This is a genomic window from Bradyrhizobium campsiandrae, from assembly GCF_014529705.1.
GTDB lineage: Bacteria > Pseudomonadota > Alphaproteobacteria > Rhizobiales > Xanthobacteraceae > Bradyrhizobium > Bradyrhizobium campsiandrae.
Genome location: NZ_JAANIH010000102.1, coordinates 1 through 22,226 on the forward strand (window position 1 = coordinate 1; position 22,226 = coordinate 22,226).

The window sequence follows — 22,226 nt, forward strand, 5'->3', positions numbered from 1 at the left end:
TATGGGTCCCGGCCTCCGCCGGGACGACATTGATGGTGTGGCGCGGGAGGCACGATGCAGACCGAGCTGAACAAGGTGATCGCGGCTGTCGGGGACTTCTACGCCCACGAGGGATTCCTGTTCGAGAAGGATATCGGCGAGCGCGCGATCACGCACCGCTTCGCCGTGCATCTCGAGCGGCAGTTTCAGGGCTGGTCGATCGACTGCAATTACGACCGCCTCGGCGAGCGCACGCTGCATCTGCCGCATGGCACGATCATCTCGACCGACGATCACCTCGGCAAGTCGATCTATCCCGATGTCGTCGTGCACCAGCGCGAGATCCCGAACAATCTGCTCGCCATCGAGATCCGCAAGGCGAGCAATCACACGCCGCTCGAACACGACCAGCACAAGCTGAAGGCGCTGACCGATCCGCATGTCTGGTTCGCCTATTGGATCGGCGTGCTACTGGTGCTGGACCAGCGCGGCGTGACGATGTCGGAGGTCTATGTCAGCGGTCTCGTCGACGAGCAGCAGTCGCGCTGGTTCGCGACGCGGCTGGAGGACGTCGGGCTCGGACGCGCGCGCTGAGGCGTGTGCCGCCCAGCGTCTTATGTCGCGGACGACGCGGACATGGTCGGTCGGGAAACCGAAGCGCCTTGCCGCGTTGTAAGCCCAGGTTGAGCATTCGCCGATAAAGCGGCCCCAGTCGATGGTGCGGCCCGGACCCGTGGCGCCGAAGCCGGTCAGCGGCTACGTTCTGTTTGGCTGCTCCTTTCGATACAGAGATCAAGGCCGGTTGTCGGGATACGACTGCTTGAACCGTCTTAAAGGATAAGACGATCTGAGGCGTTCAAGCGGGGAGTGAACATGAACGACGCCGACCGGACCCACACATCCTCGCGCTTCATCTGCGCCAACACGGCTTGCATCTATGATGCATGCATCGAGTCGGAGAAATTGGTGCGCTGGATTGCGCCTGCAGGCGCTCAGGCCAAAGTCGAGGAGTTCGACGCCAGAGAAGGGGGCCGCTTCAAGATCATCTTGTCGTTCAGCAACGATATCGGAAAGTCGTCGTCTCGGACGGATGTCGTATCAGGGCGGTTCCTCAGGCTGGTGCCGGGTGAAGGCATTGTTCAAGCCATCGAGTTCGTGTCCGATCGACCTGAATTCGCCGGCACGATGATCATGAGCTGGCGTCTTCACCCGTCAGGCGACAGGACGCTTGTAAGCGTCGTCGCAGAGAACGTGCCGCAGGGCATCGGCAAGGCCGATCATGAATCGGGAATGGCATCCTCGCTCGAAAACCTGGCCAGGTTCGTGGAAACCGTTTGCGACCGCTGAGCGGAGATTGCGCCCGCATTGTATTAAGCTGCCGCTCGATTGAGGCGGGCCTTCGCGGGCGGTCTGGCGAGAAGCCCGGGAAGCAACGCATTGGCCGCGGCTGCACCGGAGATCACGGCGGCCTCCACGCCGGGACCGTGCGTGGAACTGCCTGCCACCACCAGGCCGGGGATCGGACTCTTGGCTCCTTTGAGCCGGTGCTTCTGGCTGACGCCGTAAATTGAGCCCCCGCTCGACCAGTCATAGCGACCAAAGGTCCGCGGACTGGCTTCGTCTCGATAAACAATATGGCTGGAAAGGCCGGGGATGATTTTCTCGGCCTCGGCGATCAGCGCGTCGCCGGCCTGTTTTTTGCGAGCGTTGTACTCTACGCCCTCGGGATTGCCTGCAAACCATCTCTCGGCCTCCGCGTGCGGCAAGAGCATGGTCAATGTCAGGGTCGAATGTCCGGCCGGCGCGGCCTGACGATCCAAGAGCGACATCGCGGTGATGCCGACATTTGGTTCAACATGCGCGTAAACCACGGGCCTGATGTCGGGAACGAAATCGACCCCGAGATGAACCGTGAAGGCCGACAATGCAGGCTCCGCCGCGGCGATCTTCGCGCGGAAGTCGCCTGGAAGTTCGGTCGGATCGACCAGCTCGAGGAATGTCCGCCGCAGGTCGGCGTTGGTGACCACCGCCCGCGCCGCTACTTTCCGGCCGTCGGCGAGAACCAGCCCCGCAGCACGGCCGGACTCGATTGCGATTTGCTTGACCGGGCAACTGAGCCAGAGCGCACCGCCACGCTCGGTCACGACGTTGGCAAGCACATCGGCAAAATGCCCGGAGCCGCCGACCGGATAATGGCCGCCTTCAAAATAGTAACCGAACAGCGGCACCATCTGCGCGCAGGTCAGGGCCTCCGCGCCGTCGCTGATGTAGCCGGTGAGCGCGGCGATCACCTGCCGGGCCTGCGGATCGGCGATATACCGCGCAACCAGCTGGTCGAAAGGCTTGTCGAGCCACTCGACCGCGAGCGGATGTTGTTTCGCGAAGGCCTGTATCGTTTCGACCGTCATGCCCAGCCCGGGTACGCCGCCGCTGCCGATCAGCGGCGATGTCATGCCGTTGTGAATCGCGTTGATGGTGGTGAAGAGGCCGTCGAATCCGCTTCCCGTCTCCGGGAACAGGCGGGCGAGCTGATCCACATAATCGTGCCAGTCGCGGGGCACGTCGATGACGAGACCGGGAAAGCGGTAAGTATGGTCGATGCGCCGCCACTCGATCAGTTCCGCGACGCCGAGCCGCTCCAGAACGGCGGCCACCGAGCCGCCTTTCCAGATCCCGGAGAAATCGTGCGGGCCGGCATCGAAGCGATAGACAATCGGCTCGCCGTTATGGCGCAGCTTTCGCGAAAATGACTGGCAAAACCCGCCCGCCTGAAAGTGCTGCTCGGCGACGACCACCTTTAGCCCGGCATCGGCGAGCAGCGCTGCGGCGGTCAGCCCGCCGATACCTGCGCCGACCACCGCGACGTCGAAATCACCGCCATGCGCATCGCCCAACGCCGGTGCCGGCCAGTGATAGGTCTCGAGCGCAGCGATGCGCCTGGTCAATGCCCGTCGGATCAGCCATTTCGGCCCGAAGGTCGAAGCGACCGCTCCGGCAGCGACAATTGCAATCGTAAATACAGCTCCGGCCTTCAATGCGCTGACGAGTGCCAGCAGCAGAAAAAGCACTCCCCAGATTCCGGACACGATCATATTGATGCTGACGAAGATCGGACTGGCAGTCTCGGCCCGGTAGTCCGCGCGGGAAAACTCCGCGGTCCACGGCTGCCGCCGCGCCACCGTTGCGATCGCAAATACCCCCAATCCTCCGAACGCCAGCGTCGGCGCCTGTGCGGCGACCACGTCTGGAAAAAGCAACAGCCCGGCCGCCAGCATACCGAAGATCGACAGCGTTGCGGTTTCAAGAATCCCGATTTCGCTCGTGAAGTGACGCCACGCGCACACCGCAAGCGATGCAATCGAACCCGCGCCGATGGCCGCAGCAGGCATCCCGTAGGCGATAAGGACGGAGAAGATCAGAAACGGCAACAGCACGAGGTTCACGTTCAGGAACGTCTTCATGCGCATTCCCCCTCGCAGCCGAACGGGCAGGCGGCCATTTAGGACGAGTGCGCGCGACTTGAATTGATCCTGATCAAGCGGCAGGCGCCACCGCCGCGCGTTTCTGAATGTCTCCTCACCTCGCCAGAAGCGAAGGCTAAGATGCTGCCTTAGACGAATGCCCGATGTGGTCCAGGCTCCAGCGATCTTTGCGCCTGACTCAGATCAACGACGCTGCAGGCGGGTCGATTACAAGTCGCGCTGACACGGCGGAACCGCGGAAGAGCGCGTGAATGAAACGTATCGCGATCATTCAGGGCCATCCAGATGCGGCAGGCAATCACCTGCTGAACGCCATGGCTGATGCTTATGCCGAAGCCGCAACATCTTCAGGACATCAGGTGCGGCGCATCGAAGTCGCAAAGCTCGACTTTTTGCTGTTGCGTACGCAGTCTGAATTTGAGTCAGGTGAATTACCGCCCTCTCTCCTGGGGGCCCGGGATGACATGCGCTGGGCGGAGCATTGGGTATTCTTGTTTCCACTCTGGCATGGAACGATGCCAGCGCTGTTCAAGGGCTTTCTGGAGCAAATCTTCCGACCTGGCTTCGCCATGGAATATCGCGAGAAACAGTTCCCCAAGCGCCTGCTTACCGGTCGTTCGGCCCGCATCGTTGTAACGATGGGTATGCCCGTGGCGCTCTATCGCTGGTATTTCGGGGCCTTTGGCGTGCGCTGTTTCGAGCGCAGTATGTTGAGCTTCGCGGGAATCAAGCCGGTTCGCGAGAGTCTCTATGGGCTTACATTCGCCGACGAGCATAAACGCGCGCGCTGGATAGAAGACATGCGCGGTTACGGTCGATGCGGCAAGTGAGAGACGGCCTTTGATTGCCGGCGGCGGCAGCAACGTAGTCGAACGCCGCACACTCGGCCTGCGTCTTGATTTGCCTCATTCTCGCCTCTCCCGGCGGCGCGCTTCAACCAAAGCGGCCAGTGATGAAGCGTTGTGTGCGCAAATCCTGGGGCGATACGAATATTTCGCGCACGGTGCCAAATTCGGCCATCTCGCCGAGATACATGAAGCCGGCGTAGTCCGACACCCGCGCGGCCTGCTGCAGATTGTGGGTGACTATAATCACCGTGTGCGCTCGCTTCAATTCGTCGATCGTCTGTTCGATCTTTGCGGAAGAAATCGGGTCGATGGCCGAACAAGGTTCGTCCAGGAGGATGACTTCCGGCTGAATTGCAATGGTGCGGGCAATGCTGAGGCGCTGTTGTTGGCCACCTGACAAAGCCAATCCGCTCCTGGAAAGGTCGTCTTTCACCTCGTCCCAGAGCGCTGCGCGGCGCAATGCCGCTTCGACCGCTGTGTCCGTTTCTGCCTTGGAAAGTTGGCGATTGAGGGAAATTCCAAACGCGACATTGTCATAAATTGACATGGGAAATGGCGTCGGCCTCTGGAATACCATTCCGATTCGCGTTCTCAGGATCACAGCATCGAGGTCTCTCGAGAGAATATCTTCACCGTCTAGCAGGACTTCGCCCTCGATGCGCTGGCCGGGGTACAGGCTGTACATCCGATTGAACACGCGCAGCAACGTCGATTTGCCGCATCCAGAGGGGCCAATAAGCGCTGTTACGCGATTGGCATAGATCGGCATGGAGATGTCTTTGAGCGCTTGGTTGCCATCCTGATAATAGAAATTGAGATGGCGTACGCTGATCTTTTCCGTGGGGAGCTGGTCATCGGGTATCGAGCGAATCACTCTGGCCAACTGGTCAATCGTCGCCGCGGACCTCGCGGTCCCTTCGGCACGAATCCTTTCGATTGCTGTCTCGCTCAGGCTTGCCACGATGAGCTCAAGTGTATTGAACAATGTTTATTCAATAGCCCAACCGTGCTGAGGCGCCTTGATTAGGCTCAACAAGCGAACCAAAGGCTGAAAGGTTTGCGGCGAGCCGGCAGCATCTTTGCGGACCAAATATCGCTGACATCATGCCTACAGGACCGCCCGCACGATGCGGGCGGTCTTTCTTTGTCAGCGTTGCAATCTCAATGCAGCGGAGCGCCGTTCCCGAGCGCGTAGGTCACGAGATCCTTCAGCTTGAAATCGGGACCGGTCACCGGCGCCCAGTTCGGGTCGAGCGACAGCAGGGAGGAAGCGTCGCCGAACATCATGCCGAGGAAGACTTCGGCGACGATGCGGCCGCCCACGGGGCCGAGCTGCGGCGTCGTGATTCCGCTCGCCGGCGCGCCGGTGGCGGGGACCGCGACCTTGGTCGCGAACTGGCGCGCCTCGGCGAGGATGTAGGTCCAGAGCGGGCAATTGCCTTTGAACACGCCGTTCGCGATCGACGCGATCGGCACTTGCGGATCGCCTGACCCGGGGACGTCGACGGCGCGGCCGACGATGATCTGCTCGTCGGTCAGCGGCGTCTGGTGCATCGCTTTCGCCACCGCCTGGCCCGAGGGCAGGCCAAGCCGCCAACTGCGTTCGAGATTGCGCAGTGCCAGCGACGACGGATTGGAGGCGACCTCCGGCGGCAGCCTGCGCAGCGGATCGACCAGCGAGGTGTCGATGCGATAGGCGAGCTGCAGCCGCCGCTTGTTGTCGGGGTTGGTGCTGTCGTCCTCGACGCCATAGGCGCGGGTGTCGATGTCGATGAAGCGTCCCCAGTCGATCGCGCGTCCCGGCCCCATGGACCGGAAGCCGGTCAGCGCGTTGTTGTCGGGGTTGTTGGGGTCGGGGAAGATCTGCAGCAGCATGTTGTCGGCATCGTTCAGGCGATAGCCGGGGCGGATCATGGAGTGCCCGAGCCGGTAGGCCGCGACCGAGAACTCGACCGGCATGTAGGGATAGGTCTTCCAGTGATAATAGGCGAGCTTGCCGTGATCGTAGCGCCCGCCGGTCTTGAGATCGTTCAGCACGGCTGCATTGACGATGCGCGGCAGGAAGTCGTTCAGCACGACGTATTGATAGTGGAAGCGAACACGCTGTTGCACGTCCTGGAAGGACAGGCCGTCATTGTCGTCGGCCATGCGATTGTGGAAGCGCAGCATCAGTCCCTGAAACTGCGAGACGATGCTGTTCTCGTCGTTGCGGGGATCGCCGATGAGGGCGCGGCCCTTGAAGCGCGGCAGGTCGACGGCGCTGGATACGCCGCTGCCGGTCAGGGGATCGCCGAGCAGGAATTTGCCGCTGTTGTCGTACATGTAGGGCTGGTCGTTCGGCCCGCGGCCGTAGAGATTGTCCAGATCGAACGAGGGGGTGCGGAAATCGACGAGGCCGTCCGGATCCTGCTGCTTGGTCAGCGAGCTCACCGGATCGAAGGTGATGTCGTGATCGACGAACTGGCCGAAATAAGTGTAGAGCGCGGGAATTCCACTCTCCTCGGCGTCGGGGCCGTCCTTGGGCGGATCGAAATCGCCCACCATGTTGTCGGCAAGCGCCGAGAGGTTGGCGATGTTGTCGGCCTCGTTGGCGCCGAATTTCGCCGGCGTCAGTGTGCGAAACATGCGGCCGAAGCGGCCTTGTGACAGCGGCGAGCGGGTGGCGTTGAGACCGCGGGGCGTAATGGCGTGACGACTGCTCATAAAAGACCTCCATGAAAAGTTACGACGGCAAGCAACTAAAGCGAAGGTTGTTCGTCATAAAATATGCAGGTCAGGCTAGATCGCGGAATCCGGCGTCGCAATGCGCTGCTTCACACATCGTGCGACGCAGGTCCGGTTCCATCCGTGAGCGTTGCGATCAAGCTGCGGATGCGCTTTGCGAATTTTTTCCGCGTCGACGCCGAATAACATTCTCGTCATTGAAAATGTCGCCACCAAGCAATGTCAGCTTCGCCGACCTATCGGCGAAGCTGATCGTCGCGGCGCGTGTGTGGTTCGCGTAAAAATTGCAGCGGCGTGCGCACGCCGTGTCACGTGCGCGCGCCGTGTCAATAGTCCCGGCTTTGCGAGAAGGCGTAGCGCGGGTTGATGCCGCAATAGGCCGAGGTGCCGGAGGCGGTGGCCATGCACTGCTGATAGTTCGAGAACTGGCAGTTGCCGGGGTAACCCCAGCTGCGGCCTTGCAGGCAATATCTGTCGTTGCCGGCATGCGCCTGGGCCGCAGGCGATGCTGCGCTGATCAGCGCTGCGAATGATGCAAGAGTGAGGATGGTGCGACGCATGTCGGTCTCTCCCGGGGGAACGATGGATGAGAATATCAGCCGGGCCGCGTGTGTTCCGGGATTTGCCCGACACATTGTCGTGCGCGTCTTGGTCTCGGAGCGTGCGCTGCGTTCGGCATGCGCCTATGATGCGCCATGCCGTCGCGGGCAATGTGATCTCGGCCACAGTTTGTCGGCGGGGTCCCGCCTATCGTCGGCGGACTTGCACGCGTCGATCCCGCGGGATGGCGCTTTCGTCATTGGGGATCAGGCATTTTGGAGGTTCTGATGCAAAAATCATATTGGCTGGCTGCGACTGCGGCACTGGCGCTCATCATGCAAACACCGCTCGCGCTGGCGCAGAGCGCGCCGGCCGCAGCCGGCACGCCGCCGGCCGCCGCAACCACCGCCGCGCCTGCTGCGACCACCGCTCCGGCCGCCACCACCGACAGCGCGACGCCGCCGGCCGGCACGAAGAAGAGCGCCGAGAAGAAGCCGGCGAAAAAGAAGATGACACGGCAGCAGGAGATCGATCATTCGGTCGAGAGCGGCACCGTCCCGGCGCGCTATCGCAGCTCGGTGCCGAAGCAGTACCAGCAATATATTCCGTTCGAGAAGCAGTAGACGGTCGCAACCAGCGGCGCGAGGTGCCCCCCGCTTCGCGCCGGTCGGAGCCATGCGTCAGCGCGGGCTCGATCTGATCCGCTGCCCCTGTGGCGCTTCGGCGTGCCGATGCTAGAGTGCGCCGAGCCGGGGGAAACAGAGATGAGCGACGACGGGAAGGATGCTGGCCTTGTGGCCATGATCAGCAGCATCCTGGGAGGCCACAAGCGCACAGAGGCCGCCAGCCCGCCGCCGCTTGCTGATTTCATGCCGGCCGCGCCCGCGAGCGAGCCGGCATCTGTCGTGCCCGAGATTCCGGAAGCGGAGTCGCCGAAGCTCCAAGATCCATCCGATGCGGCGGCGGCCCCGAAGCCGCTTGCGCCTGCAAGTCAACCTTTGACGCCCGATGGCAAGCGATTGCTGCCGGCGGAGGCGATCGCCGAGCTCGTGCTCGGCGAGTTGCGCAAGCTCGAGGATTTTCCGGCGTCGGGCGTTTCGGTGACGGTTTACGGCTACCGGAACTGGAACGCGATGCTCACTTTCGCGCCGTTCTCGACCAATTTCCAGAACGCGACGCGGTTCCGGCAGGCGCTGCCGGACCTCGTCTTCAAGCTGCGCCGTTTCGTCGAACTTGAGATATAGTGGAGCATGATCGCCGGCGGCGCGTTGCAGCTCCGCGCGGCGATCACGCCAAAACCGTTCGACAGGAATTCGAATTGAGCGTCGCCTTTACCAAAGAAGAGAGCGCCGAGACCGCCTCGGAGACGCTGTTGCCGGATCGTCCGATCTCGCCGCATCCGAACCTCGTGACGGAGACCGGCCTGCAGGCGTTGCAGACGCAGCTTCAGCAAGCGCGCGAGGCCTATGAAGCGGCGCAAGCCATCGAGGACGTCAACGAGAAGCGCCGGCAGTCGGCGGCCCCCTTGCGCGATATCAGATATTTCGCCGAGCGGCTCCGCACCGCGCAGTTGGTCGCCAGTCCGGCGTCGAACGACGTTGTCGCCTTCGGCAGCACCGTGACCTTCAGTCGCGCGGATGGTCGCGTGCAGACCTATCGCATCGTCGGCGAGGACGAAGCCGATCCCAAGGCCGGATCGATCTCGTTCGTCTCGCCCGTCGCGAGGTCGCTGATGGGAAAGGGGATCGGTGACGTCGTGGGCGCGGGCGCGCAGGAGGTTGAGATCCTTGCGATCGCCTGAAGCATGATCCGGAACGGCATGCAGCGGTGTTCCCGGTCGATCATGCTCAATCAATAGGCGGAAGCGCGATGACGATAGGGCCAATCTCGTCGCGGCCCGGCAGGCCGGGTTCCGGTCATCGGGCCGTCAAGTCAAAACCTCAAGTTGCCTCAATTCCAGACGATCCTCGCGGCCGGGGCTGTCGGGCAACGCAACGAATTGAGGTTCGACAATGTCGTTAAGCAAGGCCTTGAACGAGCGACTGACGGAACTGAAATTTCATCCAGCCGTCCTCGCGGTCAGACAGATCAAGAAGCGTCTGGCCGACAGTGGACCGGCGCTGCGCCTCAAGCTCAACACGCAAAAGCGCGACGAGATCATCGGGGAGTACAAGCGCGGATCGAGCGTGCAGGACGTCATCGACTTCACCAAGCATCATATGGGAACCGGCTCCTGTCAGATCGAGACGGAGATCTCGTCGGCGCTCGATTACATCGCGGCGTCCGCACCGAAGCTCGTGGTCGAGATCGGTACGCTGAACGGCGGAACGTCGCTCCTGTTCGGGCGATTTCTTCCGACGATGGAGACGATGATCTGCATCGATCTTCACGTCAAGAACAAGGAGATGCTGAAGCTGCTTGCAACGCCGAAGCAGTCATGGACGTTCTTCGACATGCCGTCCTATGCGGACGAGACCGTCAAGCGGGTCGAGAAATTCCTGAATGGCAGGCAGATCGACGCGCTGTTCATCGACGGCGATCATCGCTACGAAGGCGTCAAGCAGGACTTTCTGTGCTACCGGCACTTCGTCCGGGAGGGCGGCATCATCCTGTTTCACGACATCTGCGAGTCCAGCGGCAACACCAGCGCCTGGGCCGGCGGTGTCCCGCAGCTATGGCGCGAATTGTCGCCGTTCTACGAGCACAAGGAATTCATCCACAACCGCAACCAGGAAGGCTTCGGCATCGGCGCGCTCAAATACACCAAGGCTGCGAACCCGTTTCCTTCCACCTGATGCCGGCGACGGCGCCGCCCGTCCCGGACGGACGGCGCGCCCGCCCGCAGTCTCGGGATGATGCCAGCTATGCTGGTGTGCCCGGCGGGGCAATTTACCGAGACTTCGGATGTCGACTACGGGGGATCGAGTTGTTTTCGATGCTTGATTTATGATGGCCTTATTTCTTGACGATGGCGTAAAGGTCCGTCCCGAAAATACGCCCTTCACTCTCCAGGCGCCAGGCGCGCGGGATGCGGCCGATGATCGGATGATCCGGAACGTTCGCACGATGGATCTTTTGCACTGAGAACGGACGGAGCATTCGTGCAAGAGCAGTCTTCGACACCACAACGACTTCTGGCGCGATGTTGCCGTCCGGGTCGGCGTCAAATTCGGCGCGGCCGTCCTTTCCGAGCGGAAGGGGCTTATCGCTTCCAGAGGCGACCGACCTTACATATCGAAATGTGTCCGTCGGATATTTTAGCCAGCGCAGATGGCTTGTCGCACTGTAGACCATGATGGTTGCACCGGCTCCCTTGCGCAGCACGCGATGGACCTCGGAAATGCTTTTCATGAGATCGCCCGTGTGATGCAGACAGCCAATCGTGACGACGTAGTCGAAGCTTTCGTCAGGGAACGGAATGGCGAGTGCCGAGCCTTCGACGGCTTCGCCGGGAGTTCCGCTGAGGCTTAGGCGGTGGCGTAGCCAATTGACCGGGCCTGGTGAAATATCGAGGCCGGTCAGAATGGCGCCGGCGCGACTGAGTGCTTCGGATACCGAGCCATATCCGAGCCCAATCTCGAGAACGCGCCTGCCAGCCAACTGGTTGAATGGGATGAAGCGGCGCAAATAGGGGTAATAGTCAAAAAACCAGCGGTCGAAGTTGCCGATCGATTGAGCGTCGTCACCATCGAAGCCATAGAGCTTCGCCGCCTTTGTCCCGCAAACATGCTGCCAGAACTGGCGGTTGTCGGCGTCTAGAATTGTCTGATCGAGCATCGCGCGCTTCCGACAAGTTGAAATTTTTCTTTGAGCTACCTTCTCGTGCAGAGCTTGTCCAGTGCTATCGCTTCCGTCATTCGTCCGCGCCGCTCGCCTGGGCTGGAGTCATTGCAGGTCAGGCGGACCCGTGTCGCCTTTCGGCCAAGCCGCGACGCCCACCCGCCAGCTTCTTCTTTGATGGGCGCGTAACCGACCCAAAAATCTCAACTGGCTCGAAAGCGGCCGTCAACACCTTCGGATCGTGCGGACGATCTCTTGCACGTCGCCCTGTCTCAGGTTGAGGCCGTCGATCTCGGCGGGTGTCAATCGTTCCAATGCCGGCGAGGCGGACCAGCCCTCGGGAATGGCGTCAAGAACCAGACCCACCGCGTCCTCGGGAGATGATCCCGCGGCAACCCAAAGCCGGTGGGTCCGGTCGTCGGTCAAGACGCGGACGAGATAGACGCCTGGCTGGAAGGATCGCGCCATTCCAATCGTTCTCCGTGCCGAGATATCTCACGCACGGGCTAAATGCGTCCGAGGCCGGTTGGTTCAAAACGCGAGGAGCTACCGAGCCCCAGCGTCCGGTCCCGGTCCTGATTGCCAGGCAAGAGGTCAGTTCGGGCGCCCAAGTCCTTCGCATCGTCCTTCGCATCGTCCTTGGCATCGTCCTTGGCATCGTCCGCGCGGCATGGGCTCCTCGCTACTTCTTCTTGGCAGGTCCGAAATCCGGCTGCCAGGCAGCTTCCTTGCGGCTTGGGGCCGCGGCGATCACCTTGCCTTTTTCCTTCTTCGGCTTCTTGGCTTCGCGGTTGCTGCGTTGCTGACCCTTCGCCATGTCGCTCTCCTTTGGTGGCTTGAGTTCGTCGAGTTCAGTCGACTGCAGTACCCGTCCACGCGGGGTGCAGACCCTGACATCCATGTAGCCTTCGCGCAGCAGTTTCCGTGCGAGGCGCAGCGCGACCGTGGCGGTGCCGCGGCCGAGATTGGAGCTGCCATATTCGTTGGTCCCGCTGACCAGATAAGGCACGCGGATCCTAGCCATTGAAGAGGGCGGCCGCGCAGACGAGAAGCAGCAGAAACAACGGAACGACCACGGGCGGCACGATCCATTCCGAGAGGCGAACAGGCGCCATCGAACACCTCCGCGAGGCTTTCGGCGGGAGCACACGTGACCCTCAGTCACCGGTCGAAGCCGTTGAGACGTTCGGTGATGGCAACGACCCTACGCCCGCTTCAGCGCAATAGCGAGGCATTAAATGCCGCGCAGAGATCTGCGCCGTGAGTGCCGCGCGGCCAACGATAGTGCTGGCTATTGCGGCGGCAACGGCGCATGGTCGCGGCAGCCGACGCTGCGATGAGTAGGCTGCACTTGCGAAAGGCGGGCGTGCATGACCGGCGCTGGTGGCGACAAACCGTCATCTTCAGACGTTCGATCCGCTTCGACGGTGCACCGTGCGGATGTTGCCGGCTCGTCAACCGATCCATCGCTGCGAATGCGCAAGCCGCAGACCGGACGCCACCCATGACAGACCACACCGTCGATCTCGACAAGCACCGCGGCATGGCTGCGCAGAAGGCCACCGAGTTGCGCCGGACGCTGGCCGAGGTGGAAGCCACCGTCAGGGAGCTGCGCGAGCGCGAGGCCGAGCTTGAAAGCCAAATGATGACGGTGCAAGCGGCGTCCTGGGCCGAAGCCGCGGTGAAGGCCCGCTATTTGCTCAACCTCTACGCCGCGAGCCTGCCCGCCGAGGACACCCGCCATCGCGCGCTGGTGGCTGCGCTGTTCGACGATTTCGCCCGGCTGTCGGAGGAGGAGTGAGCCAAGCCTCGCGAACCTCTCTTCGCGACACGTGCCGTGCAACGATCGCGAAGGCGGGCGATTGTTCGCCGACCATTGCCACTGCACTCATGAAATGGATCACGTAGCGGAGTAGGCCATGATGTTGACCCGTGGCAACTTTATCAACCACGAATACGATCGGATGATCGTTCGCTTCTCGATGCAGGACGGTGCCAGGGAGATTCCTTGCGCGATCTCGACGTCCGCGATGGACTATCTCGAGCCTGGCCCGCAAGTCAGGCCCGAGCAGCGGGAAGCCCAGTTTTTCCGGCTGCGCGACCGCATCGAAGCACGCGCGGCGAGCAAATACAGCGCGACGGAGTTCGAAGGAACTCCGCCCGGAATCGTGCTGCGCGGCATTGATTTCAAGCCGTAGGAGCTTTGATCTCCGGCAACGGCGGTTTGCGCTCGAAGGGTTTCTTTTTCGGGGGCGCAGGCAGCAGTCCTTCCCGGATCGCCTGCTTCCGGGCGAGCTTGCGGGCGCGGCGAATGGCTTCGGATTTCTCGCGCGTCTTTCGCTCCGACGGCTTCTCGTAGGAGCGCCTTTGCTTCATCTCCCGGAATACGCCCTCGCGCTGCATCTTCTTCTTGAGAACACGAAGCGCCTGTTCAACGTTGTTGTCCCGTACGACGACCTGCATTGATGTTCCTCTCTTGAGGCTGCAAATGCGACGCGTCCTGCAAGCAGCCAATAGCGCAGGAGCTTCATTGCAATTTTTTCAGGATAGTAGCCGCGACTTCAGTCGCCAGCTTCGGAGGCCGATGCGCTTTTACGCGCGATGCAACCTGATGCGTCACGTGACCACTCTCGCGCCGACAAGTCAATCGGAATGGCCCGCCGACATCGCGGCAGAGCCGATGGCAACGACGTGCCGAAAACAAATCGGCTTCCGCCCTTGTAAAACAACCAGCGCGGTGTATATTGAAGCTGTTCGATCAGCCGCTGTGCCTTGTTGAAGGCGCCCGCGGGCTCCTTTTCCAAAGACATCGACGAAGTTGAAAATGTCCGCGTGATTGTCGCGCGGCATGGATGCGCCATTGCGCTTTGGAGAAGAAAATGACGACAGGCACCGTAAAGTGGTTCAACGGCCAAAAGGGCTTTGGATTTATTCAGCCGAACGACGGCAGCAATGATGTGTTCGTTCACATCAGCGCCGTCGAGCGCGCCGGTCTTTCCGGTCTCGCAGAAGGCCAAAAGGTCAACTTCGAGAGCAAGACCGACAAGATGCGAGGCAAGGTCAGCGCCGAGAATCTCTCGCTGGCTTGATATCGCGGCGCCGTTTCACGGATGTACTGAAACGGTTGCCCGGCCCGCTCGATCGTCCGATTGAGCGGGTTTCGTCGTGTGCAAAACGGAGTGAAGCATGAGCGCCAAGAAAACGGCCGAGCTGTCACCCGAAGGCATCGCGCGTTCCGATCGCAAGCGCCTCGCCGCCGAAGACGGAGCGCGTGCACGGGCGGACGTCGAAAAACAGGCCATCGAAGTGCGCAAGAACATGGCGCGACTTCGAGAGATCCGCGAGGCCAAGGAAGCCGCGGACGCAGCTCTTCAAGCTGCGTTGCCTGCACAAGCGGCCAAAAAGCGTTCCAGAAAAACTGCACGATAGCCGTCTTCAGCGTCCTCGCAGTCATTCGAGCGCCGATTCCATTTTGGAGAGTGCAGATCGTGCGCAGAGTCAAACTGGAGGACGGAACCATCACTTTCTTCCTCGCGTTCGGCGCGAGCAGGCAGATGTGCCGACTTGCGACGACCTTCAGCACCCAGAAGCAGGCATTCACCTACCTTCAGAGGCATCGAACCGAGTTCGAGCATATGGCGCGGGCGCGTCTTGCTTCAGGGGAGCTCGAAGACGGGATCGTCGTGCTATCGATGCTCTGATCGGGTCGATCACGCCTGCATCGGCGGTTTCGGATGTCGAAGTAAGATCGTGAAGCTTACCGCATCCTGTCGGGCTGTTTTTTTGCCGGGCCTCACGCGCCAGGCGTTCGGCTCTCAGCCGTTCCATGTTCGCCGGGAAAGCCTGCCGCGCTTGCTCGTAGTCGGTCGCGACCTTTTCCGGGGCCGGCTTAAAATATTCGTTTGCCGCCTTGGCGGCAGGCGATCGAAATTGCTGTCCCATGGTTTGATCTCTTTATCTCTCTTGATCAAGTCCTCCATCGGTCAGGCTCGACAGGTCGTCCTGACGAACTGTCCACGCTGCGATGGCTCTCGGTAGCAACTACGAGGGGCGAAGGCGAACAATGTGAGCAGGATGACCGCTGTCTTTCGGCTTGTTCATCGCGCCCGGCTATTGCGGGATATGACCTGACCCGCTTGGCGCCGGGCGCAAGGTCAACGGCCCATCGCCTGCTGCGTTCCCCATCCTGTCATCATGCTCCTGTTTTGCCCGACGGAGCAACGCTTATTTCGGAAAATCTGTATCCGGTCGATCCGACTCGATGCCGGCTACTGTGCATGGGGTTGTTTTTGAGATTTTGACAGAACGGGAGCAGGACGCTGCGCCACGCGAAGCCTTTTGGCGAAGCGTGGTGGGCGCACAAGGGATCGAACCTTGGACCTCTCCCGTGTGAAGGGAACGCTCTCCCGCTGAGCTATGCGCCCGGGACCATCACGCAGACGGCCGGACCTCGTCGGCCGGCCGGCGCATCGGAGCCCGCGATTTAGAAGTGCGGGCTATCAGTGTCAAGTTTTCAGGCGGCCTCAGGCCTGAAAACCTTCCATCGGCGTCACAATTTGGTGGCGCGGCCGGATTTCGGGCTGGTTACGCGCCCTGCTGGCGGGCGCGGGAGGCATGGGCCTGCAGCGCGCGGATGCGCTCGGCCAGCGTTCCGCCGCCCTCGGGGAGGGCGGTGGCCGTGCCGTTGGTCGGAACGCCATTGGCGGGGCGCGGGGCCGGCTTCGGCGGCTGGCCGGCTTCGGCCGCCAGCAGCGCCTCGATCGGCGAGTTCGGGCCCTCGAGCTGCATCGCGAGCTTTGCCACCTCGGCGGCGATGTCGTTGATGCGCTCGCGCAGGAGCGCGTTCTCCATCCGCTCGGTCGCCCAGGAGCTCTCGGCCTGCTGCTGGATCGCATTGATGTCGCGCTGGAGCTTCGCGCGCTCGTCGCGCGCGGTGCGCAGCTGCTCCTCCAGCGCGGCCTTCTCGTTGCGCAGCTGCTCCATCGCGGCCGACGACTTGCCGCCGCTCAAGGCGGCGAGCTCGACACGCAGATCCTTGATGGTGCGCTCGGCGCCCTCGTTAGCCTGGCGGAGCTGGTTGTTCTCGTAGTCGCGCTCGGCCAGCAGCTTGCCTTGCGTGGCGAGGCGCCCTTCGAGGTCGGCGACGCGGCTGGAGAGCATCTCGGCCTCTTTCACCTGCACGATCAGCTGGCGATCGAGCTCGGTGACGCGCTGGCTCAGAGACTCGACGCGGCCACGCGCATCGCCGAGCTCACGCGAGACGGTCTCCGATTCGGCGCGCTCCTGCGTCAGCCGCGCCTGCGTCGCGGCAAATTCCTTCTCGGCATCGCCGACGCGGTTCTTCAGCTCCTCGATCTGGGCGCGCACCGCGACCAGTTCGACCTGGCGGGTCTCCGCCATCATCGAGCGGTCCGACAGTTCGGAATTGATTTTTGCCAGTTCGGCCTGCTTGTCGGTCAGTGCGATCTCGGCCTCGCGCAGCGCTGCGGTCTTGGCGGCGAATTCCTCCTCGGTGGCGCGGAGCTGCTCCTTCACCGCCTTCTCGCGCGCCTCGAGCGCGAAGATCGTGGCGTTCTTCTCGCCGAGCTCGATCTTCATGCGGTTGATGGCATCGGTCTTCTTGCCGAGCTCGGCGAGCTGGCTCGTGGTCTTGTTCTTGAGCTGGTCGACGCTCATCTCCAGCCGTCGCGCCGACATGGCGAACTCGGCGCGGAGCTGGTCCTTGTCGGCCTGGATCTCCGCCATCGACAGCGGCGTCGCGGCCTCGAGCCGGCGCGTGGTCAGGCGCACCGCGCGGTTATGCACCAGCGGCACGATGGCGAGCCCGCACAGCATCGACAGCAGGAAACCGATCGCGAGGTACATGATCGGTTCGACCATGGGCCAGAACTCCCAGAACTAAGGAAAAATTTACCAACGACAATGCATGGCGGGCCGGCAAAAAGCCAGCCCCGCCCTGTCGTTAACGTGAATCCGGAAGGCCGGATCGCGGGAGGGAGAGCTAGAATGGGTTCCAGGTCGCCCGCGGCGTATACTTGAGGTAGCCGATATTGGCGCCGAGGCGTAAGCCGAGGCCCGAGCGGATCGGCACCAGCACGATGTTGTTGGCGGTGAGCGCCGTCATGCCGAAGCCGCCGATGATATAGGCCGAGCCGTCGATGCCGGCGAAGCGCTGGTAGATCGCGTTGGTGGCCGGCAAATTATAGACCAGCGTCATGGTGCGCGCGCCGTCGCCGCCCCAGTCGAAGCCGAGCGAGGGGCCCTGCCAGTAGACACGAAGGTCGCCGGCGTTCTTGGTGTAGAGCGTGCCTTCGCCGTAGCGGAGGCCGGCAACGAAGGCGCCGGAGCCTTCCTCGCCGAGGATGTAACCGTTCGGTAGGCCCCACTGGCTGACCGCCTTCTCGATGATCGAGGCGAGCCCGCGCGAGACGTTGCCGAAGAAACGATGGCCGGCGGTAACGAGTTCGTCCGGCCCGTAGGTATTCGGGGTCGGGGTCCGCTGCGGCGGCGGCAGGTCGGGCGGCGGCGCGGCCGTCTGGGCGGAGGCCGGCACGATCCAGCCAGCCAGCGCGATGAGCGCCACTGCGGCAAGGCGTGATGCGAAAGTCATAAAAGAACCCCTGGTATCGATTCCGTCCGCTTCCCTTAACCTGATGCTATTAGGCACGGCTCTAGGTTGCGCCGGATGTCCCCTCGACTCGGATGTTATCCGCAGCAACTATGACGGCACAACGGCAGGAAGATAGCCCTTTGCGCCCCGGAATTGCCTTGATCGGCCGTCTGGCCTGCCTGCTGGCGGGCATTTGGCTTGTCTGCTCTGGGTTGCCGGTACAGGCGGCCACCACCGAGCGGATCGTCGTCAATCGCTTCTCGGGCGTTGCGATCGAAGGCTTCGACCCCGTGGCCTATTTCGTCGATGGCGGCCCCGCGCCGGGATCGGCAGAGTTCGAGGCCAACCTCTGGGGCGCGGTCTGGCGCTTCCGCAACGAGGGCAACCGGGCGGAGTTTCTGTCCCATCCCGAGATCTATGGACCGCAATTCGGCGGCTATGATCCGGTCGACATCGCCCGCGGTGTCACCATCGGCGGCAATCCCCGCTTCTTCGTGATCGCGGCGCAGCGGCTCTATCTGTTCAGCCGCGAAGATAACCGCGACGCCTTCGCGGCCAATCCCGAACGCTTCCTGTATGAAGTCGGCAAGCGCTGGCCGGCGCTGCAGGACAAGCTCAGTCAGTAGGTCGCTACCGCCTCGGCGTCGCCCCAGGCGATGAATTCCGGAATGATGAAGCCGGCGTCGCCGCGTTCGCCGAACCTGATCTCGCCGCCCTTGCCGTCGGTGACCTTGCCGCCGGCGGCGGTCACCACGGCGCAACCCGCTCCGACGTCCCATTCGCAAGTCGGTCCGAAGCGGGGATAGATGTCGGCGCTGCCTTCCGCGATCCGGCCAAACTTGACGGCCGAGCCGCAGGTCTTTCTGACGGCGTTCGGCCTGTTGTCGATGAATGCTTCGCTTTTCGGGTCGCCGTGCGAACGGCTTACCGCCGCGACCCAGGGCTCACCGCGCCCGGGCAATTTGCGGGTTCGGATCGGCTCGGCGGCGCCGATGCTGGTGCCGGTAAACCTCACGCGCTCGGCGCCGCGGCCGACGATGCCGCGCCAGAGCAATCCGAGTGCGGGTGCCGCCACGATGCCGAGCAGCGGCACGCCCTCGGTGACCAGGGCAAGGTTGACGGTGAATTCGTCGCGGCCGGCGACGAACTCCTTGGTGCCGTCAAGCGGATCGATCAGGAAGAAGCTGCCGCGGAACGGCGGCGCGGCGAGGTGGGCCCGCTCTTCGGAGAGTGTCGGAACATCGCCGGCAAGCCTGGCCAGTCCCTCGGCAATGATCCGGTCGGCGGCGAGGTCCGCTTCCGTCACCGGCGAGCCGTCCTGCTTGCCGTCGACCCGCATCGAGGCGCGGTTGACGCCAAGGATCGCTTCGCCCGCCTGGACCACCAGCGCGGTCAGGGGCTCCATCAGCCGGCCAGCGGCCTCGCCCTCGATCATCCTCACCCGCATGCCTCATTCATTGGCAAGCCTCGTCCCCCGTCACGTGATTCGCCCGCGTCCTTATGGCCGCTTCGAGCCTATCGCAAGCTTCCTGCCACGGGCTGGCGAATGATAGAACCCGCAGCGACAGTCCAGGCCATGCGTGATTCGCCGCGTCCGCGCCGTGCAATTCCAGGAACCCTCTATGTCTGACGCTCCGTCTTCAGCTACCGCTTCTGCTCCCGATATGCTCGAACTCGCGGCCCTGCTGTGCTCGCGGGTCTGCCACGATCTCATCAGCCCGGTCGGGGCCATCGTCAATGGGCTTGAGGTGCTCGACGACGATCCCAAGCCCGAGGATCGTGAATTCGCACTCGAATTGATCCGCAAGAGCGCCAAGACCGCCTCCGCCCGCCTGCAATTCTGCCGCCTCGCCTTCGGGGCGGCCGGCTCCTCCGGCGCGCAGATCGACCTTGGCGATGCCCAGACCATGGCGAAGGGCCATATCGAGGACGGCAAGTGCTCGATCACCTGGAATCTGCCGCGGCTGCTGCTGCCCAAGAATCGCGTCAAGCTGCTGCTCAACATGCTGGTCGTTGCCCAGCACACGATTCCGCGCGGCGGCATGCTCACGATCGATCCGATCGGCGAGGGCGAGACGATGAGCTTCCGCATCACCGCCACCGGACATAATGCACGGCTGCCGCAGAACATCTCCGAGCTTCTGAGCGGCGAACGCGGACCGGCTGCGGATGCGCACGCGATCCAGCCTTATTATACGCGGCTGCTGGCGCAGGCTTGCGGTCTCACCGTGACGCTCAAGCCGGAGGGCGAAGCGATCATCGTTACCGCTTCGTAAACGCAACGCATCGCGCTTCAACCGTTAATCTATCCTTTACGAGGCGCTTCGGCTTGTCCGGAGCGCCTTATGTCTTTGTTGGTTCCGTTCTTTTGCACATACTCAACCAATATTAAACGCTTTGCGGTGAAGCTGGCCCCATTCTGACCTGGCGCATCACGTCTCGTGTGCGCCCTCCCTGTATGAAGGCCTGTTTTCATGGATGATCTGTTGCGGGAGTTTCTGACGGAGACCAGCGAGAGCCTGGACACCGTCGACAATCAGCTGGTGAAGTTCGAGCAGGAGCCGAACAACGCCAAGATCCTGGATAATATCTTCCGCCTGGTCCACACCATCAAGGGTACGTGCGGCTTCCTTGGTTTGCCGCGGCTCGAAGCGCTGGCGCATGCCGGCGAGACCTTGATGGGCAAATTCCGCGACGGCATGCCGGTGACCGGGCAGGCCGTGACGGTGATCCTGTCCTCGATCGACCGCATCAAGGAGATCCTGGCAGGCCTCGAGGCGACCGAAGCCGAGCCCGAGGGCAACGACCGCGATCTCATCGACAAGCTGGAAGCGATGGTCGAGCAGGGCATGGCCGCGATGGCGGCAGGCGCCGCGGCTCCCGTCGCCGAGGCCCCGCCGCTGGTGCCGGACGCCCCTGCCGCTGAACCTGCTGCGCCCGCCAAGGAGATGACCACGGGCACGCTGATCGACCAGACGCTGGAGCGCCCCTTGCGTCCGGGCGAGGTCTCGCTCGACGAACTCGAGCGCGCCTTCCGCGAGACCGCGATCGAAGCTGCGCCCCCCGCACCGGTCGCCAAGGCTGAAGTCAAGGCTGACGAGCCGGCTGCCGAAGCGCCGGTCGCGAGGGAAGCCGCCAAGGAATCGACAAAGGCGCCCAAGGAGAAGGCCGCGCCGAAGAAGTCGATGGCCGACGAAGCCGCTTCCGAGGGCGACCGCATCGCCAACCAGTCGATCCGCGTCAACGTGGATACGCTGGAGCATCTGATGACCATGGTCTCCGAGCTGGTCTTGACCCGCAACCAGCTCCTGGAGATCTCCCGCCGCAACGAGGACACCGAGTTCAAGGTGCCGCTGCAGCGCCTCTCCAACGTCACCGCCGAGCTGCAGGAAGGCGTCATGAAGACGCGCATGCAGCCGATCGGCAATGCCTGGCAGAAGCTGCCCCGCATCGTCCGCGACCTCTCGAGCGAACTCGGCAAGCAGATCGAACTGGAGATGCACGGCGCCGACACCGAGCTCGACCGCCAGGTGCTCGACCTGATCAAGGACCCGCTCACCCACATGGTGCGCAACTCCGCCGATCATGGCCTGGAGACCCCCGCCGAGCGCCTCGCCAGCGGCAAGGGCGAGCAGGGCACCATTAGGCTCTCCGCCTATCACGAGGGCGGCCACATCATCATCTGCATCGCCGACAATGGCCGCGGCCTCAACACCGAGAAGATCAAGGCCAAGGCGCTCTCGTCAGGTCTCGTCACCGAGGCCGAACTGGAGAAGATGTCGGAAGCCCAGATCCACAAGTTCATCTTCGCGCCGGGCTTCTCGACCGCCGCCGCCGTCACCTCGGTCTCCGGCCGCGGCGTCGGCATGGACGTGGTCCGCACCAATATCGACCAGATCGGCGGCACCATCGACATCAAGTCGGTGGCCGGCGAAGGCTCCTCCGTCACCATCAAGATCCCGCTGACCTTGGCCATCGTCTCGGCGCTGATCGTCGAGGCTGCCGGCGACCGCTTTGCGATCCCGCAGCTCTCGGTGGTCGAGCTGGTCCGGGCCCGCGCCAACTCGGAGCACCGCATCGAGCGCATCAAGGACACCGCCGTCCTCAGATTGCGCAACAAGCTGCTGCCGCTGATCCACCTGAAGAAGCTGCTCAAGATCGACGACGGTGCGGCCAGCGATCCCGAGAACGGTTTTATCGTGGTCACCCAGGTCGGCAGCCAGACGTTTGGCATCGTGGTTGACGGCGTGTTCCACACCGAAG

At 62.7% G+C, this 22,226-nt stretch carries 26 protein-coding genes and 1 tRNA gene; 15 read left to right on the forward strand and 12 right to left on the reverse strand.

The window, feature by feature from the left end:
* The first annotated feature begins 54 nt into the window (after positions 1–54).
* Both G8O24_RS40045 and G8O24_RS40050 read left to right on the forward strand, forming a co-directional pair.
* Positions 55–573 carry a hypothetical protein gene (locus tag G8O24_RS40045; protein ID WP_188108001.1) on the forward strand — a complete coding sequence of 173 codons (519 nt, stop codon included), beginning with the start codon at positions 55–57 and terminating at the stop codon, positions 571–573.
* 279 nt (positions 574–852) lie between these two features.
* Positions 853–1,326, forward strand: coding sequence for an SRPBCC domain-containing protein (locus G8O24_RS40050; protein ID WP_188108002.1), 474 nt, complete (start codon positions 853–855; stop codon positions 1,324–1,326).
* A gap of 23 nt (positions 1,327–1,349) precedes the next feature.
* Here G8O24_RS40050 and G8O24_RS40055 read toward each other — a convergent pair whose 3' ends face one another.
* Complete coding sequence (locus G8O24_RS40055; RefSeq protein ID WP_188108003.1) at positions 1,350–3,440, reverse strand: phytoene desaturase family protein; 2,091 nt, start codon at positions 3,438–3,440, stop codon at positions 1,350–1,352.
* A 272-nt stretch (positions 3,441–3,712) separates the two neighbouring features.
* Here G8O24_RS40055 and G8O24_RS40060 point away from each other — a divergent pair, with 272 nt between their 5' ends.
* Positions 3,713–4,291 carry an NAD(P)H-dependent oxidoreductase gene (locus tag G8O24_RS40060; protein ID WP_188108004.1) on the forward strand — a complete coding sequence of 193 codons (579 nt, stop codon included), beginning with the start codon at positions 3,713–3,715 and terminating at the stop codon, positions 4,289–4,291.
* A gap of 103 nt (positions 4,292–4,394) precedes the next feature.
* Here the strand turns inward: G8O24_RS40060 and pstB are convergent, their stop codons facing one another.
* The 3 genes from pstB to G8O24_RS40075 all read right to left on the reverse strand — a co-directional run bounded on the left by pstB (position 4,395) and on the right by G8O24_RS40075 (position 7,593).
* Positions 4,395–5,192, reverse strand: coding sequence for a phosphate ABC transporter ATP-binding protein PstB (pstB, locus tag G8O24_RS40065; protein WP_202988815.1), 798 nt, complete (start codon positions 5,190–5,192; stop codon positions 4,395–4,397).
* 278 nt (positions 5,193–5,470) lie between these two features.
* The gene (locus G8O24_RS40070) at positions 5,471–7,012 is read right to left on the reverse strand and encodes a peroxidase family protein (RefSeq protein WP_188108006.1); all 1,542 of its coding nucleotides are present in this window, start codon (positions 7,010–7,012) and stop codon (positions 5,471–5,473) included.
* Between the two features lie 347 nt (positions 7,013–7,359).
* A complete protein-coding gene (locus G8O24_RS40075; protein WP_188108007.1) occupies positions 7,360–7,593 on the reverse strand; it encodes a DUF3551 domain-containing protein in 234 nt (77 codons plus the stop codon).
* A 267-nt stretch (positions 7,594–7,860) separates the two neighbouring features.
* Between G8O24_RS40075 and G8O24_RS40080 the strand changes: the two genes are divergently transcribed.
* The 4 genes from G8O24_RS40080 to G8O24_RS40095 all read left to right on the forward strand — a co-directional run bounded on the left by G8O24_RS40080 (position 7,861) and on the right by G8O24_RS40095 (position 10,368).
* Positions 7,861–8,196: a hypothetical protein gene (locus G8O24_RS40080; RefSeq protein WP_188108008.1), complete on the forward strand. Its 336-nt coding sequence runs from the start codon at positions 7,861–7,863 to the stop codon at positions 8,194–8,196.
* 141 nt (positions 8,197–8,337) lie between these two features.
* Positions 8,338–8,817 carry a hypothetical protein gene (locus tag G8O24_RS40085; RefSeq protein WP_188108009.1) on the forward strand — a complete coding sequence of 160 codons (480 nt, stop codon included), beginning with the start codon at positions 8,338–8,340 and terminating at the stop codon, positions 8,815–8,817.
* 74 nt (positions 8,818–8,891) lie between these two features.
* Entirely contained in the window at positions 8,892–9,374 is a 483-nt protein-coding gene (gene greA, locus G8O24_RS40090; protein ID WP_188108010.1) for a transcription elongation factor GreA, read from the forward strand.
* 211 nt (positions 9,375–9,585) lie between these two features.
* Positions 9,586–10,368 carry a class I SAM-dependent methyltransferase gene (locus tag G8O24_RS40095; protein ID WP_188108011.1) on the forward strand — a complete coding sequence of 261 codons (783 nt, stop codon included), beginning with the start codon at positions 9,586–9,588 and terminating at the stop codon, positions 10,366–10,368.
* A 160-nt stretch (positions 10,369–10,528) separates the two neighbouring features.
* On the opposite strand, the gene G8O24_RS40100 is transcribed toward G8O24_RS40095, so the two are convergent.
* The 3 genes from G8O24_RS40100 to G8O24_RS40110 form a co-directional block, all read right to left on the reverse strand.
* Complete coding sequence (locus tag G8O24_RS40100; protein WP_188108012.1) at positions 10,529–11,350, reverse strand: class I SAM-dependent methyltransferase; 822 nt, start codon at positions 11,348–11,350, stop codon at positions 10,529–10,531.
* 228 nt (positions 11,351–11,578) lie between these two features.
* Positions 11,579–11,821, reverse strand: coding sequence for a hypothetical protein (locus G8O24_RS40105; protein WP_188108013.1), 243 nt, complete (start codon positions 11,819–11,821; stop codon positions 11,579–11,581).
* Positions 11,822–12,035: 214 nt separating this feature from the next.
* Entirely contained in the window at positions 12,036–12,377 is a 342-nt protein-coding gene (locus G8O24_RS40110; RefSeq protein ID WP_188108024.1) for a hypothetical protein, read from the reverse strand.
* A 480-nt stretch (positions 12,378–12,857) separates the two neighbouring features.
* On the opposite strand from G8O24_RS40110, the gene G8O24_RS40115 reads away from it, so the two are divergent.
* Positions 12,858–13,154: a hypothetical protein gene (locus G8O24_RS40115; protein WP_188108014.1), complete on the forward strand. Its 297-nt coding sequence runs from the start codon at positions 12,858–12,860 to the stop codon at positions 13,152–13,154.
* A gap of 118 nt (positions 13,155–13,272) precedes the next feature.
* Positions 13,273–13,551: a DUF1488 family protein gene (locus tag G8O24_RS40120; RefSeq protein WP_188108015.1), complete on the forward strand. Its 279-nt coding sequence runs from the start codon at positions 13,273–13,275 to the stop codon at positions 13,549–13,551.
* Here the strand turns inward: G8O24_RS40120 and rpsU are convergent.
* Complete coding sequence (gene rpsU, locus G8O24_RS40125) at positions 13,541–13,816, reverse strand: 30S ribosomal protein S21 (RefSeq protein WP_128969471.1); 276 nt, start codon at positions 13,814–13,816, stop codon at positions 13,541–13,543. The genes G8O24_RS40120 and rpsU overlap by 11 nt on opposite strands.
* Positions 13,817–14,232: 416 nt before the next feature.
* On the opposite strand from rpsU, the gene G8O24_RS40130 reads away from it, so the two are divergent.
* From G8O24_RS40130 to G8O24_RS40140, 3 genes are all read left to right on the forward strand, one after another.
* Entirely contained in the window at positions 14,233–14,442 is a 210-nt protein-coding gene (locus G8O24_RS40130; protein WP_188108016.1) for a cold-shock protein, read from the forward strand.
* 97 nt (positions 14,443–14,539) lie between these two features.
* A complete protein-coding gene (locus G8O24_RS40135) occupies positions 14,540–14,782 on the forward strand; it encodes a transcriptional regulator (protein WP_188108017.1) in 243 nt (80 codons plus the stop codon).
* A gap of 50 nt (positions 14,783–14,832) precedes the next feature.
* Positions 14,833–15,054, forward strand: a complete 222-nt coding sequence (locus tag G8O24_RS40140; RefSeq protein WP_188108018.1) for a hypothetical protein — start codon at positions 14,833–14,835, stop codon at positions 15,052–15,054.
* 648 nt (positions 15,055–15,702) lie between these two features.
* Here G8O24_RS40140 and G8O24_RS40145 read toward each other — a convergent pair.
* The 3 genes from G8O24_RS40145 to G8O24_RS40155 form a co-directional block, all read right to left on the reverse strand.
* A tRNA-Val gene (locus G8O24_RS40145) sits at positions 15,703–15,777 on the reverse strand.
* Between the two features lie 160 nt (positions 15,778–15,937).
* Entirely contained in the window at positions 15,938–17,233 is a 1,296-nt protein-coding gene (locus tag G8O24_RS40150; RefSeq protein ID WP_188108019.1) for a hypothetical protein, read from the reverse strand.
* Between the two features lie 121 nt (positions 17,234–17,354).
* Positions 17,355–17,963 carry a DUF1134 domain-containing protein gene (locus G8O24_RS40155; RefSeq protein WP_128968121.1) on the reverse strand — a complete coding sequence of 203 codons (609 nt, stop codon included), beginning with the start codon at positions 17,961–17,963 and terminating at the stop codon, positions 17,355–17,357.
* A gap of 140 nt (positions 17,964–18,103) precedes the next feature.
* On the opposite strand from G8O24_RS40155, the gene G8O24_RS40160 reads away from it, so the two are divergent.
* Positions 18,104–18,589 carry a YHS domain-containing (seleno)protein gene (locus tag G8O24_RS40160; RefSeq protein ID WP_188108020.1) on the forward strand — a complete coding sequence of 162 codons (486 nt, stop codon included), beginning with the start codon at positions 18,104–18,106 and terminating at the stop codon, positions 18,587–18,589.
* Here G8O24_RS40160 and G8O24_RS40165 read toward each other — a convergent pair.
* Positions 18,583–19,410 carry a 3'(2'),5'-bisphosphate nucleotidase CysQ family protein gene (locus G8O24_RS40165; RefSeq protein WP_188108021.1) on the reverse strand — a complete coding sequence of 276 codons (828 nt, stop codon included), beginning with the start codon at positions 19,408–19,410 and terminating at the stop codon, positions 18,583–18,585. The genes G8O24_RS40160 and G8O24_RS40165 overlap by 7 nt on opposite strands.
* A gap of 175 nt (positions 19,411–19,585) precedes the next feature.
* Between G8O24_RS40165 and chpT the strand changes: the two genes are divergently transcribed.
* On the forward strand, positions 19,586–20,239 hold the full coding sequence (chpT, locus tag G8O24_RS40170; RefSeq protein ID WP_188108022.1) for a histidine phosphotransferase ChpT: 654 nt from the start codon (positions 19,586–19,588) through the stop codon (positions 20,237–20,239).
* A gap of 198 nt (positions 20,240–20,437) precedes the next feature.
* On the forward strand, positions 20,438–22,226 hold a 1,789-nt coding region (locus G8O24_RS40175), incomplete at its 3' end, for a chemotaxis protein CheA (protein ID WP_188108023.1).